General features: G+C 74.8%; 10 protein-coding genes and 1 pseudogene. 6 read left to right on the forward strand and 5 right to left on the reverse strand.

Going from position 1 to position 11,888, the window contains the following annotated elements:
• Positions 1-268: 268 nt before the first annotated feature.
• Positions 269-1,831, forward strand: a pseudogene (mqo, locus tag ACFT55_RS06385) (malate dehydrogenase (quinone)); the annotation flags it as partial.
• A gap of 42 nt (positions 1,832-1,873) precedes the next feature.
• Here mqo and pntB read toward each other — a convergent pair.
• From pntB to ACFT55_RS06400, 3 genes are read right to left on the reverse strand one after another with little or no spacing between them, the layout of a single operon-like run.
• A complete protein-coding gene (gene pntB / locus ACFT55_RS06390) occupies positions 1,874-3,283 on the reverse strand; it encodes a Re/Si-specific NAD(P)(+) transhydrogenase subunit beta (protein WP_380242737.1) in 1,410 nt (469 codons plus the stop codon).
• Positions 3,280-4,854 carry a Re/Si-specific NAD(P)(+) transhydrogenase subunit alpha gene (locus tag ACFT55_RS06395; protein WP_380242739.1) on the reverse strand — a complete coding sequence of 525 codons (1,575 nt, stop codon included), beginning with the start codon at positions 4,852-4,854 and terminating at the stop codon, positions 3,280-3,282. Before ACFT55_RS06395 ends, pntB begins: the two co-directional genes overlap by 4 nt.
• Before the next feature lie 10 nt (positions 4,855-4,864).
• Positions 4,865-5,287, reverse strand: a complete 423-nt coding sequence (locus tag ACFT55_RS06400; RefSeq protein ID WP_380242741.1) for a pyridoxamine 5'-phosphate oxidase family protein — start codon at positions 5,285-5,287, stop codon at positions 4,865-4,867.
• Between the two features lie 149 nt (positions 5,288-5,436).
• On the opposite strand from ACFT55_RS06400, the gene ACFT55_RS06405 reads away from it, so the two are divergent.
• The 3 genes from ACFT55_RS06405 to ACFT55_RS06415 all read left to right on the forward strand — a co-directional run bounded on the left by ACFT55_RS06405 (position 5,437) and on the right by ACFT55_RS06415 (position 8,933).
• A complete protein-coding gene (locus ACFT55_RS06405; protein WP_380242743.1) occupies positions 5,437-6,147 on the forward strand; it encodes a rhamnogalacturonan acetylesterase in 711 nt (236 codons plus the stop codon).
• Positions 6,148-6,240: 93 nt separating this feature from the next.
• Positions 6,241-7,311, forward strand: a complete 1,071-nt coding sequence (locus ACFT55_RS06410; RefSeq protein WP_380242746.1) for a LacI family DNA-binding transcriptional regulator — start codon at positions 6,241-6,243, stop codon at positions 7,309-7,311.
• Complete coding sequence (locus tag ACFT55_RS06415; RefSeq protein WP_380242748.1) at positions 7,308-8,933, forward strand: UxaA family hydrolase; 1,626 nt, start codon at positions 7,308-7,310, stop codon at positions 8,931-8,933. The genes ACFT55_RS06410 and ACFT55_RS06415 overlap by 4 nt, the downstream gene beginning before the upstream one ends.
• Here ACFT55_RS06415 and ACFT55_RS06420 read toward each other — a convergent pair.
• Positions 8,926-9,627, reverse strand: a complete 702-nt coding sequence (locus ACFT55_RS06420) for a maleylpyruvate isomerase family mycothiol-dependent enzyme (RefSeq protein ID WP_380242750.1) — start codon at positions 9,625-9,627, stop codon at positions 8,926-8,928. The two genes, ACFT55_RS06415 and ACFT55_RS06420, sit on opposite strands and share 8 nt — an antisense overlap.
• Positions 9,628-9,722: 95 nt before the next feature.
• On the opposite strand from ACFT55_RS06420, the gene ACFT55_RS06425 reads away from it, so the two are divergent.
• A complete protein-coding gene (locus tag ACFT55_RS06425) occupies positions 9,723-10,544 on the forward strand; it encodes an HAD hydrolase family protein (protein ID WP_380242752.1) in 822 nt (273 codons plus the stop codon).
• A gap of 61 nt (positions 10,545-10,605) precedes the next feature.
• Here the strand turns inward: ACFT55_RS06425 and ACFT55_RS06430 are convergent, their stop codons facing one another.
• Positions 10,606-11,415, reverse strand: a complete 810-nt coding sequence (locus ACFT55_RS06430; protein WP_380242754.1) for a hypothetical protein — start codon at positions 11,413-11,415, stop codon at positions 10,606-10,608.
• Positions 11,416-11,530: 115 nt separating this feature from the next.
• Here ACFT55_RS06430 and ACFT55_RS06435 point away from each other — a divergent pair, with 115 nt between their 5' ends.
• Complete coding sequence (locus ACFT55_RS06435) at positions 11,531-11,860, forward strand: cupin (protein WP_380242756.1); 330 nt, start codon at positions 11,531-11,533, stop codon at positions 11,858-11,860.
• Positions 11,861-11,888 lie beyond the last annotated feature (28 nt).

Here is an 11,888-nt window from a genome sequence, read left to right on the forward strand (position 1 = left end):
GCCCACGACGCCGGCCTCGAGCTCGTGGGCGACCGCCGCGACGTCGCGGCGTGGCTCGCCGGCCGAGAGCCGTCCGGGCCCGTCTCGGCCACCCAGGACGGGGTCCCGGTGCCGCTGCCCGAGCTCGGGGCGTGGCCGTCGTCGACGGCCCCGACGCCCTGACCTGCGGCGCTGGACGACGGTCGATGTGACGTGCGTCACTGCAGGTCAGAGCCCCGTGTGAGGTTGCTCTCATTCTTTGTGACAGTTTTCACGCGCGGCGTATGGTGTCCGGATGACCTCGAGTGCTACGACTGCTGGGGCCCCCACAGGGGCCGACGTCGACGTCGTCCTCATCGGCGGCGGGATCATGAGCGCCACCCTCGGCACGCTGCTCCAGCAGCTCGAGCCGTCGTGGTCGATCCGCATCTACGAGCGGCTCGACGACGTGGCGCAGGAGTCGTCCAACCCGTGGAACAACGCGGGCACCGGGCACGCCGCGCTCTGCGAGCTCAACTACACGCCGGAGCGCAAGGACGGCTCGATCGACATCACCAAGGCGGTGGCGATCAACGAGCAGTTCGAGATCTCGCGCGAGCTGTGGCAGCACCTGCTGGCCACCGGGCGCATCAAGGACGACTCGTTCCTCAGCCACACCCCGCACATGACGTTCGTGCGCGGTGAGAAGAACGTCGACTACCTGCGCCGCCGCTACGAGACGCTGCGCGTGCACCCGCTGTTCCGCGACCTCGAGTACAGCACCGACCGCGCCACGATCGGCCGCTGGGCCCCGCTGCTGACCACGGAGCGCGACGCCGCCGAGCCGATCGCCGCGACCCGCGCGACCTCGGGCACCGACGTCGACTTCGGCAACCTCACCCGCCAGCTCGTCGACGGCCTCGTCGCGAACGGCGCGGAGCTCAAGCTGCAGCACGAGGTGAAGAGCCTCAAGCGCACGAAGGACGGCCGCTGGCGCCTGCGCGTCAAGGACCGCTCCTGGAACGCGCGCACCCGCACCAGCACGGTCACCGCGAAGTTCGTCTTCGTCGGCGCGGGCGGCGGCGCGCTGCCCCTGCTCCAGTCGGCCGGCATCCCCGAGATCAAGGGCTTCGGCGGCTTCCCGATCTCCGGCGAGTTCCTGCGCACCGCCGACCCGGAGCTCGTCGCGCAGCACCAGGCCAAGGTCTACGGCAAGGCGGACGTCGGCGCCCCGCCGATGTCCGTGCCGCACCTGGACACCCGGGTGGTCGACGGCAAGACGTACCTCATGTTCGGCCCCTACGCCGGGTTCAGCCCCAAGTACCTCAAGAAGGGCAAGTACCTGGGCCTGGTCACCTCCCTGCGGGCCAACAACGTCACGTCGATGCTCGGCGCCGGCCTGAAGAACCTCGACCTCACCCAGTACCTCGTGGGCCAGCTGATGGCGGCGCCGGAGACCAAGTTCCAGGCGCTGCAGCAGTTCATGCCGACCGCGCACCCGAAGGACTGGGAGAAGATCACCGCCGGGCAGCGCGTGCAGGTCATCAAGCGCGACGCCGACGGCAAGGGCGTGCTGCAGTTCGGCACCGAGATCGTCACCGGCGCCGAGGGGTCCATCGCGGGCCTGCTCGGGGCCTCGCCGGGCGCTTCCACCGCGGCCTCCGCGATGGTGGACCTGCTGGAGCAGTGCTTCCCGTTCCGGTTCACGAAGTGGCGTCCCGAGCTCGCCTCGGTCATGCCGAGCCTCGACGGGGTGCCCGCCGACGCCAGCACGATCGACGCCACCCCCGTCCCCGAGTCGCCGGCGTACCTGCACGCCGACGGCGTCCTGGACGCGGCGGTCTACGACTCGCAGGCCGACTCCCGGTTCTGAGCCCCCGCACCGCGTCGGTGCACGGCCCCTTCCTCGGCGGCGTCAGAGAGCCTGGACGATCTTGTCCACCTGCTCCCTGGCGTCGCCGAAGAGCATCCGGGTGTTCTCGCGGAAGAACAGCGGGTTCTGGACGCCCGCATACCCCGTGGCGAGCGATCGCTTGAAGACCACGACGTCGCGCGCCTTCCACGCCTCGATGACCGGCATCCCTGCGATGGGCGACGACGGGTCGTCCTGCGCGGCCGGGTTCACGGTGTCGTTGGCGCCGATGACGAGCACGACGTCGGTGGCGGGCAGGTCGGGGTTGACCTCCTCCATGCCCAGCACCACGTCGTAGGGCACGCGCGCCTCCGCCAGCAGCACGTTCATGTGGCCGGGCAGGCGTCCCGCCACCGGGTGCACGCCGAACCGCACCGTCACGCCCCGCGCCCGGAGCCGCTCCGCCAGGTCGGCGACCGGGTGCTGCGCCTTCGCGACTGCCATCCCGTAGCCGGGCACGACGACGACGGACCGCGCCGCGGTGAGCAGGGCCGCCACCTCGTCGGGCGACGTCTCACGCACGTCCCCGCCCGCGGCGGCGTCTCCCCCGCCGCCCCCGCCACCGGTGCCCGTGGCACCCGCGCCGAAGCCGCCCAGGACGACGGACCAGAACGACCGGTTCATGGCCCGGCACATCAGGTAGCTGAGGATCGCGCCCGACGCGCCCACGAGCGCGCCGGTGACGATGAGCAGGTCGTTGCCGAGCGTGAAGCCCGCCGCCGCAGCGGCCCACCCGGAGTACGAGTTGAGCATCGAGACGACGACGGGCATGTCGCCGCCGCCGATCGCCGCCACCAGGTGCCAGCCGAGACCGAACGCGACGAGCGTCATGACGAGCAGCGGCAGCACTCCCCCGCCTGCCAGGAACCAGGCGAGCAGCGCAGCGCAGGCGAGGAGTGCCAGCAGGTTGAGCAGGTGCCGCGCCGGCAGCGTCAGCGGTGCCGACGGCAGCCGGCCCGACAGCTTGCCGAACGCGACGACGGAGCCCGTGAAGGTCACCGCGCCGATGAGCACGCCGAGGAACACCTCCACGCGGTGCACGGTGTCCCCACCGGCCGCCGGCGCGGCCAGGTACGAGCCGTAGCCCACCAGCACCGCAGCGAGGCCGACGAAGGAGTGCAGCAGCGCGATGAGCTCGGGCATCTGCGTCATCTCCACGCGCCGCGCCCGCCACGACCCGACGGCGGCGCCCACCACGAGCACCAGGAGGATCAGGCCGGCCGTCACGGGCCACGGCCGCTGCGACCGGTCCAGGGCCAGCGCGACCGTCGCGACGATCGCGAGGCCCATGCCCAGCATGCCGAGCACCGTGCCGCGCCGGGCCGACTCCTGGGCGGACAGCCCCGCCAGGGACAGCACGAACAGCAGGCCCGCGACCAGGTAGGCGGCCTGCGCCACCGACGCCACGCTCACGACGCACCCCCGCCCGTGCGCGCCGGGACGTCCTCGCGCCGGAACATGCCGAGCATCCGCCGCGTCACGAGGAACCCGCCGAACACGTTGACGCTCGCCAGCGCGGCGGCCACGACGGCGAGGACCGTGACCAGCAGGGACGAGTCACCGATCTGCAGCAGCGCGCCGACCATGATGATGCCGCTGATCGCGTTGGTCTGGGCCATGAGCGGCGTGTGCAGCGCGTGCGTGACGTTCGAGATCACGTAGAAGCCCACGACGACCGCGAGCGCGAACACCGTGAGGTGCCCCACCGCGTCGGGCGGGGACGCGGCGACGAGCAGCCCGACGGCCACCGCCGCCAGCGCGCCCAGCACGGTGCGGCGCATCGTGCGGCGGCGGCGTGCCGCCTCGGCGTCGGCGGGCGCGGGAGGCGGCGGCACCTCCGCGGCGGACGGCGGCGCGGCCGACACCGGCACGGGCGGCGGTGGCCAGAGCACCTGTCCGGCGGAGGCGACGGTCATGCCTCGCACGACCGGGTCCTCCGGGTCGAGCACCACCCGCCCGTCCTTGCCGGGCGTGAGGAGGGTGAGCAGGTTGGCCACCACGGTGCCCAGCAGCCGCGAGCTGTGCTGCGGCAGGCGGGCAGGCAGGTCCGTGTACCCGAGGACGACGACGCCGTGGTCGGTGACGACGCGCCGGCCCGGCTCCGTCGCCTCGCAGTTGCCGCCGCCGGCCGCGGCGAGGTCCACCACCACGGACCCGGGCCGCATCGCGTCGACCATCGCGCGGGTGATCGTCGTGGGGGCGGTGCCGCGCACGAGGGCGGTGGTGACGACCACGTCGGCCAGGGCCGACTGTTCCGCGTACGCGCGCAGCGCGGCGGCCTCCTGGTCGGCGCTCTGCGCGCTCGCGTACCCGTCGGCGCTCACCTGCTGCACGGCGTCGGCCGCGCGCACCACGTGCGCGCCGAGCGACTCGATCTGCTCGGCCGCCTCGGGCCGCACGTCGAAGGCGTGCACCTCGGCGCCGAGGCTCACCGCGGTGCCGATCGCGGCCAGCCCGGCCACGCCGGCGCCGATGACGAAGACGCGCGCCGGCGGGGTGCTGCCCGCGGCCGTCACCTGCCCGGTGAACATCCCGCCGAACTCCTCCGCGGCCTCGACCACGGCGCGGTACCCGGCCACGTTCGACAGCGCCGACAGCACGTCGAGGGACTGGGCGCGCGAGATCCGCGGGACGGCGTCGAGGGCGAGCGCGGTCACGCCGCGCGCGGCGAGCTCCGCCAGCAGCTCAGGGCTGGTCGCGGGGGCGAGCTGAGACACCAGGACGGCCGCGGGGCGCAGCAGGTCGAGCTCCCCCGGGCCGGGCGGGTGCAGCGAGACCACGACGTCCGCCGCCCACACGTCCGACCGGTCGGCGACGCGCGCCCCGGCCGCGACGTAGTCGTGCGGGGGAAGACGGGCCCCGTCGCCGACGCCGGGCTCGACGAGGACGTCATGACCCAGGTCGACGAGGCGACGCACCGCCTCGGGCGTGACGGCGACCAGGCGCGGGTCCGCGCCGGCCGTGCGGGGGACGCCGATACGCATGGCCGCCCCCTCAGCGCGCGTCGCGCAGCGAGCCCCAGGCCGTCCAGCGGTCGACCTCGACCACGGCGGTGATGCGGGCGCGGTCCCGGACCGCGTACGGCTGCCCGCCGTAGTGGCGCGAGATGCGGTCGGTGTCGGCGAGGTCGTCGTCGTCCCGCCACGCCGTGACCTGGCCCAGCAGCGTGACGTGCGTGTACCAGCTGTCGTCCAGGACGGTGAGGCTGACGTGCGGGTTCGCGCGCATGTGCTGCACCCGCTTGCGGGTGGCGTCGAGGTTCACGAGCACGTGCCAGCCGCCCGCGCCGTCCTCCTCGAGCAGGTACCAGGTCGCCGCGGTGACCGGGCTGCCGTCGGGGCGGACGACGCCGATCACGGCGGGCTGGGGGCGGCGCAACAGGTCGAGCACGGGGGCCGGGAACGGCGGACGGGGCATCGCTGACTCCTCCGGGAAGCGGGCGGGCGGGCGTGCGGTCGCTCGGCGCCGACGCTACGCCCTGGACGTGCGCGGACGCACGCCGTCGTCCCGTGTCGCCCGCGCGCTAGGGTGACCGGCAAGCGCTTCCCCGATCCACGGAGGTCCCCATGCCCCGCACCGTCCACCTCGCCGGCGACTCGACCGCGGGGCCGAAGACCCGCGCCGCGGCGCCCGAGACCGGGTGGGGCATGGCCCTGCCCTACTACCTGGCGGACGGCGTCGCCGTCGCGAACCACGCACGCAACGGGCGCAGCTCGCGCAGCTTCGTCACCCAGGGGCGTCTCGACACCCTGGTCCGCGACCTGCGGCCCCAGGACGTGCTGCTCGTGCAGTTCGGGCACAACGACGCGAAGGCCGACGACCCCGAGCGGTACACGGAGCCCTGGACCAGCTACACCGAGCACCTGCGCCGCTACCTCGACGCCGCCCGCACGGCGGACGCGCAGCCCGTGCTCGCGACGCCCGTCGAGCGCCGCCGCTTCGACGACGCCGGCGACGCCGTCCCCGCCCACGGCGACTACCCGGCGGCGATGCGTGCCCTCGCCCGGCAGGAGGGCGTGCCCCTCGTGGACGTGCAGCGCGCGTCCCTAGACCTGTGGCAGGAGCTCGGGCCGGACGGCACGCTGGACTACTTCTTCCACGCCGACGACGGGCGCCGGGACGACACGCACTTCAACCCGCCCGGCGCCGGCGCCGTGGCCCGGATGGTCGCCGGCGCGCTCCTCGACGCGGGCGTGCTCGCGGAGGACGAGGTGCGCCGCCTCGACGAGCAGGTGCCCGACGCGTGGTTCCGGTGGCTCGACCAGGACCCCGCCTGACCGACGTGGGAGTTCCGCACGACCGGGGCGAGCCGGTACGCTGAAACACGCTGGAACCGGTTCCAGCGGTCGCCCCGAGCCTCGGAGGTCCCCGTGGTCACGCTTCGCGACGTCGCCCGCGCGGCAGGCGTCTCGCTCGCCACCGCCTCGCGCGCCCTCAGCGACGCCCCGCACGTCTCCCCCGCCAACCGCGAGCAGGTGGCGCTCGCCGCCGCGTCCCTGGGCTACCGGCCGCACCCCGCTGCCCGGGCCCTCACCACGGGGAGCACCGGCACCCTGGGGCTCGTCGTCCCCGACCTCGCCAACCCGTTCTTCGCCGCCGTCGCGAAGGGCGTGCAGGCGCGGGCCCACGAGACCGGCCGCGACGTCCTGGTCGCCGACACGGACGAGGACGTCACCGCGGAGCCCGACATCATCACCCGGCTGGGCGACCGCGTGGACGGTCTCGTGCTCTGCTCGCCGCGCCTGCCCGCCGAGGCGCTCGGCGCCCTGCTCGCCGCGCCGGCCGCCGACGGCAGGGTCGCGCTGGTCAACCGCGAGACCCCGTTCGCTCCCTCGGTGTCGTTCGACCTCTCCGACGGGGTGCGCCAGGCGGTCGACCACCTGCGCGCCCTCGGCCACACGACCGTCGCCTACGTCGGCGGTCCCGCCGGCTCGTGGTCGGACGGCGAGCGCCGGCAGGCCCTCGCCGAGGTCGCCGTGGTCGACCTCGGCAGCTTCCGGCCGACGCACGGCGGCGGGGTCCAGGCCGCCGACCTCGCGCTCGCCGCGGGCGCCACCGCCGTCCTGTGCTTCAACGACCTCGTCGCGCTGGGCGTCCTCGCCCGGCTGCACGCCCGCGGCGTCGCCACCCCGGCGGACGTCTCCGTGGTCGGCTTCGACGACGTCCCTGCGGCGTCCCTCGTGACGCCCGCCCTCACCACCGTCGCCGTCCCGCTGGCCCGCGCGGGGCGGGAGGCGGTCGACCTCCTCGCAGGCGCCGCCCGCGGAGGCGACGTCGTCCCGGAGCGCCGCCGCCTGCCCGTCGAGCTCGTCGTCCGCGCGTCCACGGCGCCGCGCGACCCACGGCTCGCCGACACCACCCCCGGCTCCTCCGCCACCGCTCCCGCAACCAGCCCCGCCACCATCCCCCGCACCGCTGATCCCGAGGTCGTGATCCGATGAGCACCGCCCCGCACCACCCGCTCCTGCCGCTCGCGACGCCGTCGACCACCGAGCCGTCGACCACCCCCGAGCCGTCGCTCGACCTCGGTGTCGTCGACCTGGCCGAGGTCGCGCTCCTGCTGCGCCCTGCCGACGACGTCGCCGTGACGACCCGCCAGGTGCCGGCGGGCACCACGGTGCGGCTGCCCGGCGGCACCGAGGCGACCACGAGGTCGACCCTGCCCCGGGGCCACAAGCTCGCCGTCCGGGCGGTGGCGGCGGGCACCGAGGTGCGCAAGTACGGCCAGTCCATCGGGCGGGCGACGCGCGACGTCGCGCCCGGCGACCACGTGCACACGCACAACCTCGGCATGGACGACGGCGCCCGCGCGTACGAGTTCGGCACGGCCCGCACGACCCTGCCGGAGCCGGCGACGCGCCGCACGTTCCAGGGGTACCGCCGCTCTGACGGGCGGTGGGGCACGCGCAACTACGTCGGCATCCTGACCTCGGTGAACTGCTCCGCGTCGACGGCGCGGATGATCGCGGACCAGTTCCGCGGCCCGGTGCTCGACGCGTACCCGCACGTCGACGGCGTCGTCGCCCTCACGCACGACACCGGCTGCGGCCTCGTGCCGACCTCCGAGGGCGCGCAGGTCACGTTGCGCACCCTGCGGGGGTACGCGTCCCACGCCAACATGGCCGGGCTGCTCCTCGTCGGGCTGGGCTGCGAGATGCTGCCCGCGACCTCGGTCCTGGACGGCGTGGCGCTGCGCGACGACCTGCCGGTGCGCACGCTGACCATCCAGGACACCGGCGGGATCCGCGCGACCGTGCGCGCCGGCGTCGCGGCGGTCACCGAGATGCTGCCCCAGATCGACGCGCTGCGGCGCGAGGAGGCGCCGGCCTCCGAGCTCGTGCTGGGCCTCAACTGCGGGGGCTCGGACGGCTTCTCCGGGATCACCGCGAACCCGGCGCTCGGCCACGCGTCGGACCTGCTCGTCGCGCAGGGCGGCACGTCGATCCTCGCGGAGACGCCCGAGGTGTTCGGCGCCGAGCACCTGCTGCTGCGCCGTGCCGTCTCCGAGGAGGTCGGCCGGCGCCTGCTCGACCGCCTGGACTGGTGGCAGGACTACGCGGCCGCGGGCGGCGGCACCCTCGACAACAACCCGTCGCCCGGCAACAAGGCCGGCGGCCTCACGACCATCCTCGAGAAGTCCCTGGGCGCCGTCGCCAAGGCGGGCACCGCGGACCTCGTCGCCGTGCACGAGTACGCCGAGCCGGTCACCGAGCGCGGCATGACCTTCATGGACACCCCCGGCTACGACCCCGTGTCGGTGACGGGGATCGTCGCCGGCGGTGCCACCGTCGTCGTGTTCACCACCGGGCGCGGCTCGGTCCTGGGGTGCAAGCCGACACCGTCGATCAAGGTGGCCACCAACTCGGACACGTACCGCCGCATGCGCGAGGACATGGATCTCGACGCCGGGCGCATCGTGGAGACGGGCCTGTCGGTCGAGGAGGTGGGCACTGAGCTGTTCGAGAAGATCCTCGCCGTCGCCTCCGGCGAGCAGACGGTGTCGGAGGAGCTCGACCTCGGCGCCGACGAGTTCGTGCCCTGGCAGCTGGGCGCGGTCACCTGACCGCTGTGCGGCCGTGACCCGCGGCGTCGCCCTGGCCGTCCCCCGGGCGGCCGGACGAAACCCGCTCACGCATCCGCACGAGGCCGTCGCCGGTGAGCTCGTCGCAGAACGCCGGCCGACCGGCCAGCACCATGACGAGCGCGAGGGTGCTGCCGCGCACCACGGCCCCGTCGCCGTGGGCGAACGGACCGTCGGTGGCCTCCAGGCGCAGGCCCCGCGCGACCGTCCGGCCGGCGACGGTGAAGTCGCGCGCGACGAAGAACCGAGCCACCTCGGTGGTCGTGGCCAAGGGCGGCACACGCGGGAGGCCGAGCGGCGTGCGGATGTCCTGCCCGTGCACGACGACCTCCCCGAGCCACGCCGCGGTGTGCCCCGTCGGGGCGACCGTGCTGGTCGCGATCCCGCGGAACCGCGCCAGCGTCTCCGCGGGCGTGGCGCCCCGGCGCTCCGCCAGCCGGCGCGCGTTGTGCAGGTCGGCGTCGAACCGCGCTCCGGCCATGCTGCGCAGCCATGCCCACCGCCCCGTGCTCGCGCCGGCCGTCAGATGGGCGACGACGTCCTCGACGCTCCAGCTCCCGCACAGCGACGGCGTCGCCCAGGCCGCCTCGTCGAGACCGCCGAGCTCGTCTGCGAGCGCCTCCCGCTCGGCGTGGATCATCGACCAGGTCTCGGCGCGTGGGGTGCTCGTCGTCACGGTGCCAGCCAACCACGGGGCGCCGACGCACGGTTAGGCTCGACGGTGCCCACGACGACGCCGAGAGCTGGAGGTCTGCCCACGTGTCGGGTTCGATGAGTGACGGGATGCGGGTGGCGTTCCTGGACGTGGACGGCACGTACGCCGACCACGGTGCGGTGCCGACGGCCCACGCGGACGCGGTCCGCGCCGCCCGGGGCGCCGGGCACCGGGTGCTGCTGTGCACGGGCCGGCCGGAGTCGATGCTGCCGCCGTCGCTGCTCGCGGCGGGGTTCGACGGGGTCGTGGCGACGGCCGGCGCGTACGTGCGCCTCGACGGCGAGGTCGTGCACGACCTCCGGTTCCCGACGGACCTCGCGGAGCGTGTCCGGCACGTGCTCGACGCGCACGACGTCGCCTACCTGCTGGAGTCCCCGGAGGCCGTGTACGGGCCGGTGGGGCTCGACGCCCGGCTCCGGGCCCGGGGCGACGCAGCGCCGCGCGACATCCTCGACGTGCTGCGGATGCCCGGCGACCTGTCAGCGGTGCGGTACGCCAAGATCAGCTACTTCGACTCGCCCGTCCCGATCGCGGCGCTGCGCGCGGAGCTCGGCCCCGAGGTCGGCATCCTGCCGTCCTCGTACGCCGACACCGGCGACAGCGCCGGTGAGATCCACCTCGCCGGCGTGCACAAGGCGGTCGGCATGGCGGCCGTGGTGGAGCACCTGGGGATCACCCCGGCGCAGGTGGTCGGCATCGGCGACGGGTACAACGACGTCGAGATGCTCGCGTACGCGGGCACGGCGGTCGCCGTCGAGGGCGCGCCCGCAGCGGTCATGGCCGAGGCGGACCTGGTGGTCCCCGGTCCCGCCGGCGGGGGTGTCGCCCAGGCGTTCGCCCGGCTCGGGCTGATCCCGGAGCCGAGCCCCGCCGTCTGACCCCGCCGCGGTGCCACGCCGCCCGCGGCGGGGGCGAGCCCGTGTGGTCAGCCCCGTGTGGTCAGCGTCGAGGCGCGCCGTCCTCGCGCGGTACGCCCCGCGGCAGGACCGCGGCACGGGCGCGGGGATGGTCGATCACCCAGTCGACCTGGCTGACCAGCGGCCACCCCAGGATGACGTCCATGGGCCACGGAAGGTCGGCGTTCGCGCCGGTGAGGTCGACGATCACGGCGAGGGACGGGGCGAACCGGTGCCCCAGGATCGTCGGCCCGGCGATCTCCACCAACTCGGCCTGCCGGGTCTCGCCGGACGCGTCGGACCCCGCATCCGTCCCTCGCGCCGCGAAGAGCCCCGGGTGGCGGGTGGCGAACCCGGCGTCGACGACGGTCACCGACGCCCCGGTGTCGAACACGACGTCGGCAGTCTCCCCCGACGTCCAGCTCGCGGTGAGGGAGACGTGCCGGCCGGGGTCGAGCCGGATCGGCAGGGCGTGTTCCGGCTCCGGGCCGTCGAGGACGAGCTCGCCCTCGACGAGCCGGTAGTGGCACCGGAACTGCGAGAGCACGTCCTGCCCCAGGAGGAACCGGTCGGCGTGAGGCTGGTCGGCGACATCGAAGTCGCCCAGCCGAGCGCCGCCCACGTCGATGGCCGCCCGCCACAGCCGGTGCCTGATCGGAGCGCCGAAGGCGCTCCTGCCTGTTCTCCCCCCGGGGCGTGTGACCGTCCCGGGCGGCGCCGCGATCGACGTCAGGGCGGCCCCGGAGTCCAGCAGCGCCCGGTAAGGGTGTCCGTCGACCGCCAGCTGCAGAAAGGGCAGTGCCTGTCGCGGGTCCTCGGGGTCGTGCACGACGTCCAGGGGGATCGACATCATGGTCTGCACGCTAGCGGCACCCCCGGGCGGCCGAGCCTCGGTCCCCGGTACGGTGAGGTCGGCGGGCCTCGTCGACGCGGCCCGCGCCGCCTGCCGCCCGACGGATGGAGCTTCGATGGCCGACCTGGACGCCCTCACCGCGACGCACCTGGACAAGGCCCGCACCGCCGAGCACGGCCGCAGCGCCGAGGTGGTCGTGCACGACGGCCCGCTGCGCCAGACCGTGCTGGCCCTGCTCGAGGGCGTCGAGCTCGGCGAGCACAACTCGCCGCCCGCGGCCTCGGTGCTGGTCCTGCACGGGCGCCTGCGCGTCACCGCGCTGGAGGGCGACGAGGAGGTCCGCGCCGGTCAGCTGCGGGTGCTGACCCACGAGCGGCACGCGGTGCGCGCGCTGGAGGACTCGGTGTTCCTCCTCACCACCGTGACGAGCATCCCCAAGCCCTGACCCGACCACGACGGGCGGGACCCGGCAC

Origin of the sequence: Isoptericola sp. NPDC057191 (genome assembly GCF_042670225.1) — a bacterium.
GTDB lineage: Bacteria > Actinomycetota > Actinomycetes > Actinomycetales > Cellulomonadaceae > Isoptericola.

Bases quoted from the DNA above. Each gene is read 5' to 3' on its own strand.
- ACFT55_RS06415 (WP_380242748.1), top strand. From the start codon at position 7,308: ATGAGCACCGCCCCGCACCACCCGCTCCTGCCGCTCGCGACGCCGTCG.
- ACFT55_RS06395 (WP_380242739.1), bottom strand. From the start codon at position 4,854: ATGCGTATCGGCGTCCCCCGCACGGCCGGCGCGGACCCGCGCCTGGTC.
- ACFT55_RS06405 (WP_380242743.1), top strand. From the start codon at position 5,437: ATGCCCCGCACCGTCCACCTCGCCGGCGACTCGACCGCGGGGCCGAAG.
- ACFT55_RS06430 (WP_380242754.1), bottom strand. From the start codon at position 11,415: ATGATGTCGATCCCCCTGGACGTCGTGCACGACCCCGAGGACCCGCGA.
- ACFT55_RS06435 (WP_380242756.1), top strand. From the start codon at position 11,531: ATGGCCGACCTGGACGCCCTCACCGCGACGCACCTGGACAAGGCCCGC.
- ACFT55_RS06400 (WP_380242741.1), bottom strand. From the start codon at position 5,287: ATGCCCCGTCCGCCGTTCCCGGCCCCCGTGCTCGACCTGTTGCGCCGC.
- ACFT55_RS06425 (WP_380242752.1), top strand. From the start codon at position 9,723: ATGAGTGACGGGATGCGGGTGGCGTTCCTGGACGTGGACGGCACGTAC.